Below are 18,011 nucleotides of genomic sequence, written 5' to 3' on the forward strand. Positions count from 1 at the left end.
AAAATGAGTTTTAACAGTTATAATCATGGCGGGAGGACGCGCTTGGCCTATTTCCTGCAACAATTGCTGAATGCCGTGCCGGTCGCCTCGCTTTATGCGGTTCTGGCCTTTGGTTATGCCATCGCCTTTTCGGTCACCAAACGCGCCGATGTCACCTATGGCACCATATTCGCCTTTGCCGGCCAGACCTGCCTGTTATTTGCGGATTTCGGCTGGAACCGGCTGTGGCTGGTTCTGCCGGCAACATTGGCGCTCGGGGCAGGGGCGGGCCTGTTGGGCGGGCTGTGGGCGGCGGGTTTTGTCGGCAGGGCGGTGATGCGGCCGCTGGCGAAAGCCTCTCCCAATGCCGTGACCGTCGCCTCCGTCGGTGTGCTGATCGCGCTGACCGAAAGCGCGAGGCTGGCCGCCGACACAAGGCAATTATGGCTGCCGCCGCTTCTGTCTCAGCCGGTGCGTTTCTGGGCCGATGGTGGTTTTGCCGTGACCCTGACGCCGATGCAGATGCTGAACACGGCGGCGTTCTGCCTGCTTATTCTCGCAGGGTCGTTTTATCTTGGCCGTTCTGCTTTCGGCAGGCGCTGGAAGGCGGTCTCGGACGATGCTTTCGCCGCGGCTTTATGCGGGGTGAATGCCGGCCGGATATTTCTCGTCTCCTATTGTGCGGCGGGCCTCGTCGCCGCCATCGCCGGCGTGCTGGCCACACTCTATTACGGCACCATGGATTTCGGCGCCGGTCTGGTCTTTGGCCTGAAGGTGGTGCTGATTTCGGCGGCGGGCGGTTATGCCAGTCCGCTGATCTGCGGCCTTGGGGCCGCCGCCGTCGGCTTTGCGGAAACTTTCTGGGTCGGTTACGGACCGGCCGCCTGGCGCGATGCGGTGGTTCTGGCGATGCTGGTCGGCTGGCTGATTGTCATGCGCAGCAGGGTGGAAGCACCCTGAGTCTGGCCCCTAGAGCGCTTTGTTTCGTTGCATTTCCGGACGGAAAACCGGGCTCCACTTTTCCTGGAAATGCTCTATCGCCACTTGTCCTTCGCCGCGTCGTCGGTTGTCTTTGCCGCAACCCAGTCGCCCGCCGAGCCATCCTTGCCATGTTCCTTTTTCCAGAACGGGGCGGATGTCTTCAAGTAGTCCATCACGAAATTGGCGCCATCGAAGGCGGCCTGTCGATGCGATGAAGCTGCGATGACGAGGACGATATTTTCGCCGGTGGCGATCTTGCCGTGGCGGTGGATGGCGGTGAGGCCGAGAAGGCCGAAACGCTCCATGGCAAGTTTGGCGATGCGGGTTATTTCCGCCTCCGCCATGCCGGGATAGTGTTCAAGCTCCAGCGCCGCAAGCGTGCCGCCATCATCCCGACAGAGCCCGGTGAAGGCCACGACCGCGCCGATGCTCCTGTCACCTTCCGTCAGCCGGCGGGTTTCTTCCGCAGCGTCGAAATCCTCTGCCTGCACGCGGACCGTCGGCTGCATCCGCTCATCCCCCCGTCATCGGCGGGAAGATGCCGATCTCGCGCGCGCCGACGATGCTTTCATCATGCTCGACATGTTCCTGATTGACGGCGACGCGGATCACATTGGGGAATTCGAAGGCAGCTTCGTAATTCTCGCCGCGCGTCGCAAGCCAGACGATCAGCTCGCCGGCGGTGGTGACGGAGGAGGGGATGTCCAGCTCTTCCTCGTCCGTGCCGATCTTCTCGCGAACCCAGGCGAAATAAACGATCCGTGTCATCAGTCTTCGTCCACGATGTGCTTCAGGCCAGCCTTGAAGTAATCATAGCCGGTATACATGGTCAGCGCCGCCGCGATCCACAGCAGGGTAATGCCCATTTCGGTCGTGTAGGGCAGAACCTTGTCGCCCGCAGGACCCGCAAGCAGGAAGGCGATGGCGACCATCTGGATGGTGGTTTTCCATTTGGCGATGCGGGTGACGGGAACGCTGACCTTCAGCGCCGCCAGATATTCGCGCAGGCCCGAGACCAGAATTTCGCGGCAGAGAATGGTGATGGCCGCCCAGAGCGACCAGCCGGCAATGGTGCCGTCCGCCGCCATCAGAAGCAGCACCGAGGCGACCAGCAGCTTGTCGGCGATCGGGTCCAGCATGCGGCCGATATTCGACGTCTGGTTCCAGATACGTGCCAGATAACCATCGAGGAAATCGGTCAGCGAGGCGATGATGAACAGCCATAATGCCGTCCAGCGCGCGAAATCCGAGCTTTCCAGTTTCCCTTCGATGAAAAAGCACAAAACGATGACAGGAACCGCGAGGATGCGGCCATAGGTGAGTAGGTTGGGAATGCTGTATGCGCGCGAAGCCATGGGAAACCTGTCAGTCTAAGATTAGCTGCCTTGATGCCGCCGCCAGGGCATAGCGTCAACATGTGATTATGTTTTTTTAGCAGTTCGCCACGACGGCGCGGCATCAATCGCCGCCGCTCTCGTGGAAGTGATTGTAGATTTGCCGCGCAACCGTCTCCGAAATGCCGCTGACAGCCATCAGATCGTTGAGACCGGCGCGGGAAACCGCCTTGGCCGTGCCGAAATGCTGCAGCAGGGAGCGCTTGCGGCCCGGACCGATTCCCGAGATTTCGTCGAGCGGATTGCGCACCATTTCCTTCTTGCGCCGCGCCCGGTGCGAGCCGATGGCGAAGCGGTGCGCTTCGTCGCGCATGCGCTGAATGAAATAGAGCACGGGATCGCGCGGCGGCAGCGAAAAATCGCTGCGCCCATCCGCAAAGAAGCGTTCGCGGCCCGCCTCGCGGTCCACACCCTTGGCGACGCCGATGGCGGTCACACAGTCGCGAATGCCGAGTTCGTCGAGAATGGCCCGTACCGCCGTCATCTGGCCCTGACCGCCATCGATCAGGATCACATCGGGCCAGGCGGGGAAGGGCATATCGGCGGCTTCCTCCGGCGTTGGCGTCTGCGTCTGCCCACGGTCGGGCTTACCCTCTTCCTTCAACAGGCGCGAGAAGCGACGGGTCATCACCTCGCGCATCATGCCGAAGTCGTCACCGGGGGTGATGTCGGTCGATTTGATGTTGAACTTGCGGTACTGGTTCTTCACGAAACCTTCCGGCCCCGCCACCACCATGCCGCCGACGGCATTGGTGCCCATGATATGGGAGTTATCGTAAATCTCGATCCGGCGCGGCACATAGGAAAGACCGAAGGTTTCCGCAAAGCCCTTCAGCAGCCGCGCCTGAGACGAGGTTTCCGCCAGCTTGCGGCCATGCGCCTCGCGGGCATTGGCGAGCACATGGTCGGTGATGTCCTTCTTCTCGCCGCGCTGCGGCACGCTGATGGTAACCTTGTGCCCAGCCTTTTCCCCAAGTGCTGCGGCCAGCAGCTCCTGCTCCTCCACCGTTTCGGAAAGCAGGATTTGCTTCGGCACCGGCTTGTCGTCGTAAAACTGCGCCAGGAATGCATTGAGGATTTCCGAGCCGGGCAGGGAAGGGTCGGCCTTCGGGAAATAGGCGCGGTTGCCCCAGTTCTGGCCGGTGCGGAAAAAGAACACCTGAATGCAGGAAATGCCGCCTTCATGGTGGATGGCGAAGACATCCGCTTCCTCAATGCCGGCTGGGTTAATGCCCTGATGGCTCTGGACATGCGAAAGCGCGGCCAGCCGGTCACGATAGACGGCGGCGCGCTCGAAATCGAGGTCCTCGGCCGCCTCGTTCATCTGCCGCGCAATCGCGGTCTTGACGCTCTGGCTCTTGCCGGACAGGAAATCCTTGGCTTCCTTGACGAGCTCTTCATACCCCTGATCGCTGATCTCATGCGTGCAGGGGCCGGAACAGCGCTTGATCTGGTAAAGAAGACAGGGACGCGTGCGGGTTTCGAACACACTGTCGGTGCAGGTGCGGATCAAAAAGGCGCGTTGCAGCGAATTGATGGTGCGCCCGACTGCGCCGGCCGACGCAAAGGGGCCGAAATAATCGCCCTTGCGTGCCCGCGCCCCACGGTGTTTGAAAATCGCCGGCGCGCGGTTGTCTGCGGTAATGAGAATATAGGGAAAAGACTTGTCGTCGCGCAAAAGCACATTAAAGCGCGGCCGCAAGCGCTTGATGAGATTCGCTTCCAGAAGAAGCGCTTCGGTCTCCGTGCGGGTGGTGACGAATTCCATATGGGCGGTCAGCCGCACCATCTGGGCAATGCGGTTGGAATGCACGCGGCCCTGCGCGTAGTTGCCGACACGCTTCTTCAGCGAGCGCGCCTTGCCGACATAAAGAACGTCGTTCGCCTCGTTGAACATGCGATAGACGCCCGGCGCATTCGGCAGGTGTTTGACGAATTCGCCGATCAGATCCATGCCCTTCAGGCCGGATTCGTTCTTCCAGCCCGCATTCCAGTCCATGCCGGCAACGTCGTTCGATGCCTCGGCCGCATCGGTCGCGGCAAGGTTTGCATCGTCGTCTTCATCGTCGGTTTCATCGAAGAGAATACCGCCATCAGGCAGCTTCTTTCCGTTCATTCATTTATCTCCGCCACGTCAGGGGTTTCCCAGCCAAGATGCTGGCCGCCGTCGAGCGCGATCATTTGTCCGGTGACCGACGGCGTGTCGAAAAGAAAGCGAATCGTCCGCCCGAACTCGTCCGGTGCGGGACCACGCTTTAATATAAGGCCGTCGATCTGCGCCTGAAAGTCCTCGGGCGCCTGTCTTTCGCTTTTGAAGGTGGGACCCGGCCCGATGGCGTTGACCCGCACACGCGGCGCAAAGCTCTGCGCCATCGTCCGCGTGGCCGTCCAGAGCGCCGATTTCGAAAGCGTATAGGAATAAAACCGTGGCGTGAGCGCAAGCACGCGCTGGTCGATGATATTGACGATCAGCCCGGATTCATCCGCGGGCAGTTGTTCGACAAAGGCGGCGGCGATGAGGGAGGGCGCCCGCACATGCACGGCGAAATGTGCGTCGAAGATCGCCGGATCGGGCTTGTCCGCCGAGTCGTCCAGAAAAACCGACGCATTGTTGATAACGACGCCGATAGGCCCCAGCGCTGACGCAGCCTGTTCGATGAGCCCCGAAGCAGGGCCGGATTGTGTCAGATCCGCCTGAACGGCAACGGCTTTGCCACCTTTCTGCCTTATTTCGTTAGCGAATTCCTCGGCGCGGACCATGGATGCATTGGCATGGACGGCGATGGCGAAGCCATGGGCGGCCAGATCGGTGGCGATTGCCCGCCCGAGCCGCCGGGCGGCTCCCGTTATCAAGACTGTCTTTTGTATATTTTCTTTCACGGCTGACCTACATTTGCTCATATCCGTCCTATTTGCTGGATATAAATGCAAATCGCAAGCTGTCCATCGGCCCCAAAAGAATTGGGCGATTTTTTATTCACAATGCAATTTCGGTTTAATTTGAATATAACTAAGTTTAAAGGCGATCTATTGCTGGTTAGGCTTCTGTTAGGGTTAATAAACCCCTTGTGGCAATTAGGCAACGTCTAATTCTAGTCACGTCGCTGCCCCAAACAATTCACATTTTGGCTCTTTGATCTCCGCATTCTCCTATCAAATTCAGTTTCCAGAGGGGCGATTAACCCGACGAGTTTACACCGCGTCTGAGAACAATAGTTTTGAGTACAGAGCGGTCCTGAAAGGAGAATAGCATGCGTATTTTCGTAGCAACCCTTATGGCTTCGACCATGGCGGCCGCCGGCTTTTCGGCTGCTCACGCCGCTGACGCCGTAAATGAAGTGCCGCAGGCACCGGTGTCCTACGACCAGCCCGCGCCGGTCAAGGATTGGTCCGGTGCGTACCTCGGTGGTACGGTCAACTACGATTGGGGCCGTTTCAGCTCCAGCAACGACGGTCGTGACGCCAAGGGCGCTGGCGGCGGTCTCTACGGCGGTTACAACTGGCAGAACGGCCAGCTGGTTTACGGTGCGGAAGCCGACGTCAACCTCGGTGACGAGCGCGGTTCTGCCGGTACGGTTGCAGGTAACGCCATCGAAGGCAAGCAGGGCGTCAACGGCTCGTTGCGTGGCCGCGTCGGTTACGACATGAACCCGTTCCTGCTCTACGGTACGGCCGGTCTTGCTGTCTCCGACAACAAGGTACGTGACGCGACCTCCAAGGACAGCGCCACCGCCCTCGGTTACACCGTCGGTGCCGGTGTAGAAGCCATGGTGACCGACAACATCACCGCTCGTCTGGAATATCGCTACAGCGATTACCAGAAGAAGGACTACGGTCTCGACTCCGGCGCGTTCTCGCGTGGTTTCGACGATCACTCCGTCAAGGCCGGTATCGGCGTCAAGTTCTGATCCTTTTGGGATCGGTAAAAGAAAGGCCGGGGTTCACGCCCCGGCTTTTTTGTTTTGCGGCATAGGGCCAGAATAATGCCCGGCGATCAGGCCGGGCACTGTTCGTGTCAAAGTCTTAGGCGGCGGCCTTCATCTCCGCATAGGCTTCGAAACGCTTGCCGAAGGTTTCCGGCCACCCGGCCAGCGCATCGCGTCCTTCTGCCCATTCGCCGGCGAAGCGCAGGTCGAGATAACCGATCATCGCGGCAAGGGCAAAATGGCCGCCATGCAGCTTCTTGCCGGTTTTCGGCAGGTTGGTGTTGAGATAATCAAGCCCGCGGACCACCTTGCTCCACTGCTTGTCGATCCATGGCTGGTGGATCTTGTCTTCCGGGCGAAAACGACGCTCGTAAACGATGGCGAGCAGGCAATCCATGATGCCGTCGCACAGCGCTTCGAGAATTTCCACATCCGTGCGCTTGCCGTTCTTTTTCGGGTAGAGCTTGCCGCCCGAAAGACGGTCGAGATAATGCATGATCGCCACGCTGTCATAGACCGAGCCGCCTTCATCCAGAAGCAGGACCGGAATCTTGCCGAGCGGATTGTTGTCCATCAGCGTTGCGGGCTCGGCACTGGTATCGACACGCACGGAGGTAATGTCGATGCCGAGATGGCGCGCGGCCATACGTACCTTGGCGGAGTAGGGGGAGGCGGGCGAGTAGAGCAGTTCCATGGTCGGGTCCTGTGGGTTGTCGTCTGGGGACTGGAATAGTCAATAAAACTGCATAGCGGTTTTATGTCTGGAAAATGTGTAGAGACGAGAAATAGAGCGCATTCGACGCGCTCTAGCGAATGGGAATGATTTCCGTGGCGTTGGCGCGGCAGCCCTTGCGGTCAAGCTCGGGGCAGTCGCGGAATCTCATGTCCCTGTTGAGGCAGATGCGCACTTCCTCAAGGCGCCTGCCGTCGCAGCTGATGGAGATGCCGCGTTTCGACAGGCCGGGATTGGCGTCGGTGAAGGCGGTTTCGATGGCGTCGGCGGAGAGAGTGGCGGCTTCGGCGCCCGAGGCGATCTTTCCCGGCAGTCGGATGGCTTCGAATGCGGCCCGTGTCGCCGAGAAATAGTCCCTCTGCGACAGGCCGGAGCAGGAGCCGTGCTTGCGCCACTGGTGGCCGATCAGGCCCATGGACGGCATGATGTCGAACATGGTGCGGCCGATCGCGTCCGGAACACGGTCGGGCTCGCCGCTCTGGCAGAATTCCGGATAGCCGTTTTCGTTCTGCGGCCATAGCCCATGCACCACGAAACCGTAACGCCTGTCGCTGCCGCATTGCTGGCGGTTGCCCGACCCTTCGGAACTGGCGCAGAACGCCGGTGACCAGGAGAGAGACAGCACGTAAAAATCGAACCCGTTTCCGCGCGGCGCAGGGTTCTTGCCCGTCTCCTGTCGGGAAACGTCGCGCCCTGGAGCGTCCAACCGGGAATTACCGGCGGCCTGCGATTGGGATTGTGTCTGCCGGTTGCCGGCGGGTTCGGTCGGAGCCGGATTTTCCCGCGCGAACCACAATGCGCCGAGCGACAGAAGGCCCAGGGCGATGAAACCGGCATAACGCTTCATTCCGTGTACGTTCTCCGGAAAGTGGACGACCTCACATCGCCGGCGGGCGACGATCCGGTCTTACATCAACTTGTGAACGGGGCAAACCGCCAATCTTTGATGAAAAGGTTGAAAGCTTTGCCGCATAACGAATAAAGTCGAACGAATCTTCCGCAAAAGACGGAACAGGGCTGGGGTGAGGCTGGAGGAAATAGGCGGGCATGACCGCATGAAATTCAAGAAATATATCTGGCCCGTCGTTGGCTTCGCGACGATCGGTTTTTCCGCATGGTTGCTCTTTCACGAACTGCGCGGCCTGTCGCTCGATGATCTCTGGGACAGTCTGAAAGCCATTCGCGTGCGGGACTGGCTGTGTTCGGGCCTTGCAACCCTGCTGGCCTATGCCGCGCTCGCCGGTTACGACCGCATCGCGTTGCAGCATCTTGGCCGCAAAGTGAACTGGTTCTTCATCACGCTCACCTCTTTCACCACCTATGCGCTGTCCCACAATGTCGGGGCCTCGGTATTCTCCGGCGCCGTGGTGCGATATCGGGCCTATACGTCCAAGGGGCTGAGTGTGGCGGAAGTGGGCGTGCTCGTTGGCCTCTGCTCCTTCACCTTCCTCATCGGCACGATCATGCTCATCGGGCTGGTGCTGCTTTACGAGCCTGACATCACCGAACGGTTTACCGGCATTCTGCCCGTCGAAGCCTCCACCACGACAGGCGTGCTGCTGCTCCTTTTCGTCGGCCTCTATATTCTTGGCAGCCTGCTCAGGCTGAAACCCCTGAAAATCGGTTCCTTCGTGCTGCCGTACCCCGCGCCGAAGCTTGTTGCGCAGCAACTCGTCATCGGCCCGATTGAGCTGATCGGCGCGGCGGGCATCATCTATTTCGCGCTGCCAGAAGCCGGAAATCCCGGTTATATGGTCATTCTCGGCATATTTCTGGTTTCCTTCTCGGCGGCGCTCATCTCGCATGCGCCGGGCGGCCTGGGGGTGCTGGAGCTGGTCTTCGTCACCGGCCTGCCGGACATGAACCCGGCGGATGTCATCGCGGCGCTTCTGGTCTTCAGGCTGTTCTACCTCATCATTCCCTTCATCATGGCCCTGTTCGTGATCCTGTTCTTCGAACGGTCACAGCTTGCGCAGGCGCAGAGGCGGGAAGGGCTGAGATAGCCCCTCAAATCTCTTACGATTTTTCCTCGCCGCGCAGCCAGAAGGCGCGCTGCGAGGCGAACCTGTCCTGCGCCAGCGTTGTCTTCAGGTAGGGCAGCAGCGTGTGCAACTCGTCCTTCAGCGTATAGGGCGGATTGACGATGATGAGGCCGGAGCCGCTCAGGCCATCCAGCCGGTCGCTTCTGACGGAAAGTTCCGCGCACAGCATCTTCGGAATGTCGAAGGATTGCAGCCGCTCGTGGAAGTCCTTGATCGGAGCGCCTTTCTTCAGGGGATACCACAGGCAATAGGTGCCGGTGGAAAAACGCCGATAGGCCTTGTTCAAGCCGTCGGCCAGACGCTGATATTCATTCTCAAGCTCGAAAGGCGGATCGACGAGGATGAGGCCGCGCTTTTCCTTCGGCGGCAGATGCGCGCCGAGCGACAGCCAGCCATCCAGCTCGGTGACACGCACCTGGTAGTCCCCTTCGAACAGGCGTGCGAGCGCCCGACTGTCATCCGGATGCAGTTCCATGGCCGAAAGCCGGTCCTGCGGGCGAAACAGCATGCGCGCGAGTTTCGGTGAGCCGGGGTAGAATTTCACGCCACCTTCCGGATTGAGTTCCTTCACGGCGTCAAGATAGGGCTCAAGCAGTTCGGCGATGGGGGCAGGCAGATCGGCCTCCATCAGCTTGCCGATACCGGTCTGCCATTCGCCGGTCTTCTGCGCCTCTTCCGAGGTCAGGTCGTAAAGCCCGATGCCGGCATGGGTGTCCAGCACGCGAAAGGCCTTGTCCTTGTTCTGCAGGTAGCGCACGAGGCGGGCGAGAACGGCATGTTTGAGGACATCCGCGAAATTGCCGGCGTGATAGATGTGGCGGTAGTTCATGGATGTGTCTCGCTTGCCGTTTATCCGGATGAATGGTCAGGATGAATATTCTTGATGGACGTCACTTCGGCCTTTTTGCCGCATCGTTGATGCAATATACAAAAGACATGAACGTTGCGACCCCGATTTCCGCTGAAAAAGCCGCCCCGAAGTCCGAAGTCCGTATCGGACACACGGTCTGTCCGCATGACTGTCCGAGCGCCTGTGCGCTCGAGGTCGACATCAATGCCGATGGCCGCATCGGCCGCGTGCGCGGGGCTAACGCCAATACTTACACCGCCGGCGTGATCTGCGCCAAGGTGGCGCGTTACTCCGAACGCATTTATCATCCCGGCCGTCTTCTGACCCCGAAGCGCCGCAGGGGTGCGAAGGGTGCCGGCGACTGGCAGGAGATTTCCTGGGAAGCGGCTCTGGACGAGGTGGCGGACGCTTTCGTCAAGGCCGAGGCGCAGCATGGTACTGAGGCCATCTGGCCCTATTTCTACGCCGGCACCATGGGGCAGGTGCAGCGGGACTCCATCGAGCGCCTGCGCCACGCCAAGAAATATTCCGGTTTCTTCGGTTCGATCTGCACCAACATGGCCTGGACCGGTTATGTGATGGGCACCGGCGCACTGCGCGGCCCGGATCCGCGCGAGATCGCCAAGGCCGATGTCGTCGTCATCTGGGGCACCAATGCGGTCGCCACGCAGGTCAATGTCATGACCCACGCGGTGAAAGCCCGCAAGGAACGCGGCGCGAAGATCGTCGTCGTCGATATCTACGACAATCCGACCATGAAGCAGGCGGATATGCGCCTCGTCGTCCGCCCCGGTACGGATGCCGCACTTGCATGCGCCGTCATGCACATCGCCTTCCGCGACGGTTACGCCGACCGTGATTATATGGCGCGCTTCGCCGACGATCCTGCCGGGCTCGAGGCGCATCTGAAGACGAAAACGCCGCAATGGGCATCCGAAATCACCGGCCTTTCCGTCGACGAAATCGAGGATTTCGCAAGGCTTGTCGGCACCACGAAGAAGACCTTCTTCCGGCTCGGATATGGTTTTGCCCGCCAGCGCAACGGCGCGGTCGCCATGCATGCGGCGCTTTCCATCGCAACGGTTCTCGGCTCCTGGCAATATGAGGGCGGCGGCGCGTTCCACAATAATGGCGACATCTTCCGGCTCAACAAGGCGGAGCTGATGGGCAGTTCTTACGCCGACCCCGAGGTGCGTCAGCTCGACCAGTCGCAGATCGGCCGCGTGCTGACGAGGGACGCCGAGGCGCTGCGCCACGGCGGCCCGGTGACGGCCTTACTCATCCAGAACACCAATCCCGTCAATGTCGCGCCCGAACAGCGGCTGGTGAAACAGGGCTTCCTGCGCGACGATCTCTTTGTCGCCGTGCATGAGCAGTTCATGACCGAGACGGCTGATGTGGCCGATATCGTGCTGCCCGCCACCATGTTCCTCGAACATGACGACATCTACCGCGCCGGCGGCCAGAACCATATTCTGCTTGGGCCCAAACTGGTGGAGCCGCCGGAAACGGTGCGTACCAATCTCTTCGTCATCGAGGAACTGGCAAAACGCCTCGGTGTCGACCATATGCCGGGCTTCGGCCTTTCGGCCCGCGATCATGTTGATCGTATGCTCAAAGTCAGCGGCTGGGGCGATTTCGACACGCTGGCTGAGGAGAAGTGGATCGATGCGCAGCCGTCCTTCGAGGTGGCGCATTATCTCGAAGGATTCGGTTATGGCGATGGCAAATTCCGTTTCAGTCCCGAATGGGCGACTGGACCGTCTCCGAACAAACCGCCGAAAAACATCGGTGTGATGGGGCCTGTTGCGCAATTTCCGAAGTTCCCGGATCAGGTCGACGTCATCGAAACCGTGGACGGTGACCATCCTTTCCGGCTGGCGACATCGCCAGCACGCAACTTCCTGAACTCCACCTTCGCGGAAACCAAGACCTCCGTGCAGAAGGAAGGCCGCCCGGAACTGATGATCTGTCCCGAGGATGCGAGCGGCAACGGCATCGCCGATGGCGACATCGTCCGCATCGGCAATGCGCGCGGCGAAGTCAGGCTCCATGCGAAAATCGTGGAGGGTGCAAGACCGGGTGTGCTGATCGCCGAAGGGCTGTGGCCAAACAGGGCGCATCTCGATGGCGAAGGCATCAATGTGCTGACCGGCGCCGATGCCGTCGCCCCCTATGGCGGTGCGGCTTTTCACGACAACAAGGTGTGGCTCCGCCGCGATGACGAGGCCCGCGAGGCTTGATATTGCGCCGCAACACGGGCAGGCTGAAATCCCACGACAGGCAAGGACATATCCGGTGACACAGACGCAGGCGAAAAACATTCCGGCCGACACGGATGCGGGCAGAATCCGGCTGGTGGAAAAAGAAACCGTCTGGAAGGGCTTCGTGCATATGCAGAAGCTCGTTTTCGACCAGCGCATGCCGGATGGCAAAACCATCCGCATCGTCCGGGAAGTCCACGACCATGGCAGCGCCGCCGCCATTCTCCTTTATGACCCGAAGCGCGACAGCGTGGTCATGGTGCGCCAGTTCCGCCCCGCTGCCTTCGTGAACGGCGATCAAAGCTTCATGATCGAGGTGCCGGCGGGGCTTCTCGACGACGACGACGCGGCCGTCGCCATCCGCCGTGAGGCGATGGAAGAATCCGGCTATGCCGTCGAAAAGGTCGATTATCTGTTCGATATGTATGCCAGCCCCGGCACGCTGACGGAAAAGGTCAGCCTCTTCGTCGCCCGCATCGATCTTGACGTGCAGGCCGGCAGCGGTGGCGGACTGGAGGACGAGGGTGAGGATCTCGAGGTTCTGACCTACCGGCTGGATGAAGCCTTCGCGATGATCGCATCGGGTGAAATCACCGATTCCAAGACGATCATTCTGCTGCAATGGGCGATGTTAAATCGCGCCCGACTTTGAGGGCAGGGTTATTCGAGCGCATCTGATAAACTCGTACCTCGAGTAAAACCGTCGAAATCAGAAGCGTCCTCTCACACCCATCCCCACGAAAATCGACTGCAAGTCACCGCCGCCGGCATTCTTTTCCGATGACAGGTTTCCGGCGCCTGCGCCGCTGTAGTGGGTGTCTCCGCGCCCGAGGCTGGTATAGTCATATGCGCCGTCGAGATAGATTGAGGCATTCTCGGTCAGGTCATAGGCGACGCCAGCCTTCACCCCGAACATGCCGGCGATGTCGAATTTGTCGGTGAAGCGCATGTCGCGCAGCCAGTGATCGTCCGTCGCCTTGCCGTAGACCATGGCGCCGCCTTCGAGCCCCAGATTGAGCGACCAGTTGCCGAACCTCTGGCCGCCCGTCAGGTTGCCGTAGAAGACCGGGATTTGCTGGCGATAGGTGATCCCCTTGAGGCCATCCTTGAATTTGCCGGAGAAATCGCGGGGGGAGAAAACGCTGTAAACGGCGTTGCCGCCATAAGCCGACCATTGAACATCCGTATAACGAAAACCCACACCGGCGCTGAGATATTGCTGCGGATCGTCCAGCAACATGCGATTGAGTTCGAGGCTTCCCGAAAAATAATGGTCGAGCCGTGTGTCGTCATGCTGGGAACGGTGGCTCCAATTGTCCTTCGAGCTGTCTCTGGAAAAAGGCCAGACCCAGTCATAGTCGGTCATGTAGCCGTCGCCCTCGAAGCCGACGCGGCCTTCCGCCTTCACGCGCCAGCCGGGCGCAAGTTCAAGCCCGAGCGAGCCGCGCAATGCCACGGCGTTTTTGGTTTCCCATTCGAGTTCGCTCAGCTTGCTCCCACCGATATGGACGGTTTCCGTCGCGCGGAGATTGAGAACGCCGGCATCCACTGAGGCTGTAATGCCGCTTTGCTCAGCCGCGACGGGCAGGCTGGCGCCCGCCAGCAGAACAGCCGAAAGCGGCAGGGAAAATCTCGACAATGGCATAATCGCTCCTGAATGAACGGAGGGCCCGAAATAAGGGCCGTTGCGGGCATTAAAGATGATTATGGTAAACGATCGGTTTATTTTCCGAAAAATACCATTATGATTGTTTTTGTACTTTAGTTATAGCTTTATCAGGAGGCGGAGATGAGGTTGGAATACTCAGTTTTACTTTCGCCATCCGTGGAGACCGCCTTGCCGTCTTCCATTCGAACCTTGCCTTCTGCAAGCCGCTTCAGGGTAAGCGGGTAGAGTTGATGCTCGACTGTCAGGATCCGCGCCGCCAGAGTTTCGGCCGTATCGCCGGAAATGACCGGCACCGCACCCTGCGCGATGGTCGGGCCTTCATCCATGCCTTCGGTGACGAAATGCACGGTGCAGCCGGAAATCTTCATGCCGCTGTCGATGGCGCGCTGATGGGTGTTGAGGCCGGGGAAAAGCGGCAGCAGGGAAGGGTGGATATTGATGATGCGCCCTTCATAGGGAGCAATGAAATCCCCCGATATCAGCCGCATGTAACCGGCGAGACAAATGATATCGGGCGCGATTTCACCTAGTGCGGCCAGAATGGCGCCCTCATGCTCGGCCTTGCTGGCATAGGTCTTGCGCTCGAACACCAGCGTGGGAATACCCATGCCCCGTGCCTTTTCCAGCCCGCCCGCAGACGCCTTGTCCGAGATGACGCAGACGATTTCCGCCGGAAAATCCGCCGCCTGACAGGCCTTGGCCAGCGACACCATGTTGGAGCCGCTGCCGGAAATGAAAACGACGACGCGTTTGCGGCCGGACGGGAAGGCGGCGCTCATCATAGGCCGAGAGCGCCCTTATAGATGGTGCCATGCGCGCCTTCTTCGCGGGCGACCATGCGGCCGAGCGGGAAGACGGTTTCACCTTCGGCAGTCAGAACCTCGGTGACCTTTTCGGCATTTTCAGCCGAAACGACGACGATCATGCCGACGCCGCAATTGAAGGTGCGCAGCATTTCTTTCGCTTCAACGCCGCCGGTTTTCGCCAGCCACGAGAAGACGGCGGGAACCTTGATCGCGTCGAGATCGATTTCGGCAGCGAGATGCTTGGGCAGAACGCGCGGAATATTCTCCGGGAAACCGCCGCCGGTAATATGCGCCAGCGCCTTCAGCGCGCCGGTCTCGCGGATCGCCTTCAAAAGCGGCTTCACATAGATGCGGGTCGGCGTCAGCAGCGCTTCGCCGAGCTTCTTGCCGTCCGCGAAGGGGGCAGGGGCGCTCCAGTCGAGACCGGAGATCGACACGATTTTGCGCACCAGCGAAAAGCCGTTGGAGTGGACGCCGGAGGAGGAGAGGCCGAGAATGACGTCGCCTTCGGCAATATCGCCGGCCGGCAGAAGCTGGCCGCGTTCGGCCGCACCCACGGCAAAGCCCGCGAGATCGTAATCGCCATCGGAATACATGCCGGGCATTTCAGCGGTTTCGCCGCCTATCAGCGCACAGCCGGATTCGCGGCAGCCGGCGGCGATGCCGGAAACGATGGCCGCACCCTGGTCGGGGTCCAGCTTGCCGGTCGCGAAATAGTCGAGGAAGAACAGCGGTTCTGCGCCCTGGACGACGAGATCGTTGACGCACATGGCGACCAGATCGATGCCGACGGTGTCGTGATAGTCAGCATCGATGGCGATCTTCAGCTTGGTGCCGACGCCGTCATTGGCGGCCACCAGAACCGGATCGGTGAAGCCCGCGGCTTTCAGATCGAACAGCCCGCCGAAGCCGCCGATTTCGCCATCCGCGCCGGGACGCCGCGTCGAGCGCACCGCCGGTTTGATCTTTTCGACCATCAGGTTGCCGGCGTCGATATCCACACCTGCATCACTATAGGTAAGACCGTTCTTGCCCGACTGGCTCATGGCTCTCGTCTCCGCTGGTTCCTTTGGCGTCGCCATTCGCACGGGACGGGGCCTGATGCAAGGGTTTGAGTGGTAAAAGCTCCGGTTTTTAACGGCTTTGGCGGGGCTTGCCGGATTGGGTGCTCACGATGGCTGCGGCGCGGCGCGACAGACGAGATTGAGCAGGCCGTCATTGGACGTATCGGAATTTTCCTCTATCGGCCGTCCGTTCTCGCCATAACGTGCGGCGATCTCAAAGCCCGCCGCTTCCAGCTGGCGGGTCTGGGCGGCAAGGTCGATGAAATAAAACAGGCCGCTCCAGCGATGCGCCTGATCCGCGAGAATGGCATATTCCGGCGTCCGCCGTGTCGAAGGTTGCAGTCGCAGATAGTTGATCCAGCTTTGCGGATGCAGCGAATTCACCACCTCGCGCGGGTGCCAGGAGCGTCGGTGCAGCGGCATGCCGCCCGCCCGCTTCCATTGGCGATTGTGAAACGAAAAGATGAAATATCCGCCGGGCGCGAGAATGCTTCGCACGGCATGGATGATGGCAAGCCGGTCCTCATGGTCGAAGGCGCTTAGAATCGCGAGCGCGCCGAGCACGCAATCGAAACGTTCCGCGCCGAACTGGCCGATCGCCCGCACATCCATGTCGAGAAACGTGGCGGCTGGAAAATTGCGCCGCGCCAGCGCAAGCATCGGCTGCGAGCGGTCAATGCCGATATAGTCTCCCACCAGCGGCAGAAGCGGCTTCGTCGTTCGGCCGGTGCCGACGCCAAGGTCAAGCAGCCGCTTGCCCGCATAGGCATGGCGGAACTGATCGAGAATGATGCGTTCGGCCGGGTAAAGCTGCTGGTTGTCATACCATTCGGCAACTTCGGGATTATCGAAGAGACCGGCATTATATTCCGCGATGCCATTTTCACTGGTGCTCTGCATCGTGCCCCCCGGCCGCCGGACATGAAGGAGCGCCGCTGGCTCGCCCGGCAATATTTGATAGTTGTCTAATATTTACCGTCGGTCAACCTGCCGTTGCGAGGGGTTGGCCGGAAATGAGGGATTTTACCGCTGTGCGGGCAGTCTCCTTCTGCCGGCGCGCGAAAGCGCCGGTCTTGACCATGTGCATATGCGCATCCTATCTCCATCATGGGCGGTGACGGTGCGGCGATAAAGGATGAACGGATGCAACCCCATGTAAGCGGTACGAGCCTGCGCCGGCAGGTGTTTTTCTGGATCGGCGTGCTTGCCGTCTTTGTCCTTTTCCTGATGGTCTTCAGCTCCATTCTCCTGCCTTTCGTGGCGGGCATGGCGCTTGCCTATTTTCTCGACCCGGTTGCCGACTGGCTGGAACGGCGCGGCCTCAGCCGGTTGATGGCCACCGTCGTCATCCTCGTCTCCTTCGTGCTGCTCTTCGCGCTGTCGCTCATCATCATCATTCCGCTGATCGCCGCCCAGGCTTCGGAATTCATCACGCGCATCCCGCAATATATCTCGTCATTGCAGCAGCTGATTGCCGGCGCCGACACCAATCTCCTGCCGGACTGGGTCAGCAGCCAGATCGACGCCGTGAAGGAGAATTTTTCGAAGCTTCTGACCGAAGGCGCCGGTTTCATCGGCACGCTTTTGACGCAGATATGGAATTCCGGCAAATCGCTGGTCGATGTCATGTCGCTGCTGGTCGTCACGCCGGTGGTCGCCTTCTATCTGCTGCTCGACTGGGACCGGATGATCGACAAGGTCGACAGCTGGATACCGCGCGATTATGTCCATGCCGTCCGCCAGATCGCCCGCGACATGGATAAGACCATTGCCGGTTTCGTGCGCGGGCAGGGGTCGCTCTGCATCATTCTCGGCGTTTATTACGCCGTCGGCCTGTCGCTGGTGGGTTTGAATTTCGGTCTGCTGATCGGCCTTTTCTCAGGCCTCATCAGCTTCATTCCCTATATCGGCTCCATGGTCGGCCTCATCCTCGCCGTCGGCGTCGCCATCGTGCAGTTCTGGCCGGACTACATCTATGTGTTCCTGACGCTCGTTGTGTTCTTTTCCGGCCAGTTCATCGAAGGCAACATCCTGCAGCCGAAGCTTGTCGGCAAAAGCGTCGGCCTGCATCCGGTCTGGCTGATGTTCGCCCTTTTTGCTTTCGGTGCGCTTTTCGGTTTCGTCGGGCTTCTCGTCGCGGTGCCGGCTGCGGCGGCGGTCGGTGTGCTTGTCCGCTTCGCCCTGTCGCGGTATCTTGAAAGCGATCTTTACCACGGGCATGCCGCCAACCTTCCCTGGGACACAAATCCTGCCCTGGAAGAAGGGGAAACATCCTCCGGCAAGGTTGACTCTCAGAGCTGACG

18 protein-coding genes are annotated in these 18,011 nt (G+C 60.1%); 6 read left to right on the plus strand and 12 right to left on the minus strand.

Features of this window, described 5'->3' with window-relative positions; all coding sequences use genetic code 11:
• The first annotated feature begins 42 nt into the window (after window positions 1-42).
• Window positions 43-939, plus strand: coding sequence for a branched-chain amino acid ABC transporter permease (locus tag ACQZ5K_RS16755; RefSeq protein WP_448740897.1), 897 nt, complete (start codon window positions 43-45; stop codon window positions 937-939).
• 74 nt (window positions 940-1,013) lie between these two features.
• Here the strand turns inward: ACQZ5K_RS16755 and ACQZ5K_RS16760 are convergent, their stop codons facing one another.
• The 5 genes from ACQZ5K_RS16760 to ACQZ5K_RS16780 all read right to left on the minus strand — a co-directional run bounded on the left by ACQZ5K_RS16760 (window position 1,014) and on the right by ACQZ5K_RS16780 (window position 5,255).
• Complete coding sequence (locus ACQZ5K_RS16760) at window positions 1,014-1,469, minus strand: molybdenum cofactor biosynthesis protein MoaE (protein ID WP_448740898.1); 456 nt, start codon at window positions 1,467-1,469, stop codon at window positions 1,014-1,016.
• A gap of 4 nt (window positions 1,470-1,473) precedes the next feature.
• Window positions 1,474-1,728 carry a molybdopterin converting factor subunit 1 gene (moaD, locus tag ACQZ5K_RS16765; protein WP_059752458.1) on the minus strand — a complete coding sequence of 85 codons (255 nt, stop codon included), beginning with the start codon at window positions 1,726-1,728 and terminating at the stop codon, window positions 1,474-1,476.
• Window positions 1,728-2,315 (minus strand): CDP-diacylglycerol--glycerol-3-phosphate 3-phosphatidyltransferase, encoded by a 588-nt coding sequence (pgsA, locus tag ACQZ5K_RS16770; RefSeq protein ID WP_059752461.1) that lies wholly within the window; start codon window positions 2,313-2,315, stop codon window positions 1,728-1,730. Before pgsA ends, moaD begins: the two co-directional genes overlap by 1 nt.
• Before the next feature lie 103 nt (window positions 2,316-2,418).
• Window positions 2,419-4,470, minus strand: coding sequence for an excinuclease ABC subunit UvrC (gene uvrC, locus ACQZ5K_RS16775; protein ID WP_448740899.1), 2,052 nt, complete (start codon window positions 4,468-4,470; stop codon window positions 2,419-2,421).
• Entirely contained in the window at window positions 4,467-5,255 is a 789-nt protein-coding gene (locus ACQZ5K_RS16780; protein WP_448740900.1) for an SDR family oxidoreductase, read from the minus strand. Before ACQZ5K_RS16780 ends, uvrC begins: the two co-directional genes overlap by 4 nt.
• 350 nt (window positions 5,256-5,605) lie before the next feature.
• On the opposite strand from ACQZ5K_RS16780, the gene ACQZ5K_RS16785 reads away from it, so the two are divergent.
• Complete coding sequence (locus tag ACQZ5K_RS16785) at window positions 5,606-6,262, plus strand: outer membrane protein (protein ID WP_448731783.1); 657 nt, start codon at window positions 5,606-5,608, stop codon at window positions 6,260-6,262.
• A 115-nt stretch (window positions 6,263-6,377) separates the two neighbouring features.
• Here ACQZ5K_RS16785 and ACQZ5K_RS16790 read toward each other — a convergent pair whose 3' ends face one another.
• Both ACQZ5K_RS16790 and ACQZ5K_RS16795 read right to left on the minus strand, forming a co-directional pair.
• Window positions 6,378-6,974 (minus strand): glutathione S-transferase, encoded by a 597-nt coding sequence (locus ACQZ5K_RS16790; protein WP_059752466.1) that lies wholly within the window; start codon window positions 6,972-6,974, stop codon window positions 6,378-6,380.
• Window positions 6,975-7,086: 112 nt separating this feature from the next.
• Window positions 7,087-7,860: a ribonuclease T2 family protein gene (locus ACQZ5K_RS16795; protein WP_448740901.1), complete on the minus strand. Its 774-nt coding sequence runs from the start codon at window positions 7,858-7,860 to the stop codon at window positions 7,087-7,089.
• A gap of 208 nt (window positions 7,861-8,068) precedes the next feature.
• Here ACQZ5K_RS16795 and ACQZ5K_RS16800 point away from each other — a divergent pair, with 208 nt between their 5' ends.
• Window positions 8,069-9,016, plus strand: a complete 948-nt coding sequence (locus ACQZ5K_RS16800) for a lysylphosphatidylglycerol synthase domain-containing protein (RefSeq protein ID WP_003520764.1) — start codon at window positions 8,069-8,071, stop codon at window positions 9,014-9,016.
• Between the two features lie 13 nt (window positions 9,017-9,029).
• Here the strand turns inward: ACQZ5K_RS16800 and ACQZ5K_RS16805 are convergent, their stop codons facing one another.
• Window positions 9,030-9,884, minus strand: coding sequence for a 23S rRNA (adenine(2030)-N(6))-methyltransferase RlmJ (locus ACQZ5K_RS16805; protein ID WP_448740902.1), 855 nt, complete (start codon window positions 9,882-9,884; stop codon window positions 9,030-9,032).
• 41 nt (window positions 9,885-9,925) lie between these two features.
• Between ACQZ5K_RS16805 and ACQZ5K_RS16810 the strand changes: the two genes are divergently transcribed.
• Entirely contained in the window at window positions 9,926-12,148 is a 2,223-nt protein-coding gene (locus tag ACQZ5K_RS16810; RefSeq protein WP_448740903.1) for a molybdopterin-containing oxidoreductase family protein, read from the plus strand.
• A 55-nt stretch (window positions 12,149-12,203) separates the two neighbouring features.
• The gene (locus ACQZ5K_RS16815) at window positions 12,204-12,821 is read left to right on the plus strand and encodes an NUDIX domain-containing protein (RefSeq protein ID WP_080852310.1); all 618 of its coding nucleotides are present in this window, start codon (window positions 12,204-12,206) and stop codon (window positions 12,819-12,821) included.
• 57 nt (window positions 12,822-12,878) lie between these two features.
• Here ACQZ5K_RS16815 and ACQZ5K_RS16820 read toward each other — a convergent pair whose 3' ends face one another.
• The 4 genes from ACQZ5K_RS16820 to ACQZ5K_RS16835 all read right to left on the minus strand — a co-directional run bounded on the left by ACQZ5K_RS16820 (window position 12,879) and on the right by ACQZ5K_RS16835 (window position 16,608).
• On the minus strand, window positions 12,879-13,814 hold the full coding sequence (locus tag ACQZ5K_RS16820; RefSeq protein WP_448740904.1) for an omptin family outer membrane protease: 936 nt from the start codon (window positions 13,812-13,814) through the stop codon (window positions 12,879-12,881).
• A 131-nt stretch (window positions 13,815-13,945) separates the two neighbouring features.
• On the minus strand, window positions 13,946-14,620 hold the full coding sequence (gene purN, locus ACQZ5K_RS16825) for a phosphoribosylglycinamide formyltransferase (protein WP_149741570.1): 675 nt from the start codon (window positions 14,618-14,620) through the stop codon (window positions 13,946-13,948).
• Window positions 14,617-15,690 (minus strand): phosphoribosylformylglycinamidine cyclo-ligase, encoded by a 1,074-nt coding sequence (gene purM, locus ACQZ5K_RS16830; protein ID WP_448737578.1) that lies wholly within the window; start codon window positions 15,688-15,690, stop codon window positions 14,617-14,619. The genes purN and purM overlap by 4 nt, the downstream gene beginning before the upstream one ends.
• A 123-nt stretch (window positions 15,691-15,813) precedes the next feature.
• Window positions 15,814-16,608, minus strand: a complete 795-nt coding sequence (locus ACQZ5K_RS16835) for a class I SAM-dependent DNA methyltransferase (RefSeq protein ID WP_020811533.1) — start codon at window positions 16,606-16,608, stop codon at window positions 15,814-15,816.
• Window positions 16,609-16,851: 243 nt separating this feature from the next.
• Here ACQZ5K_RS16835 and ACQZ5K_RS16840 point away from each other — a divergent pair, with 243 nt between their 5' ends.
• A complete protein-coding gene (locus ACQZ5K_RS16840; protein ID WP_448740905.1) occupies window positions 16,852-18,009 on the plus strand; it encodes an AI-2E family transporter in 1,158 nt (385 codons plus the stop codon).
• Window positions 18,010-18,011: the final 2 nt, after the last annotated feature.

This window comes from Agrobacterium sp. 22-226-1 (assembly GCF_053522345.1).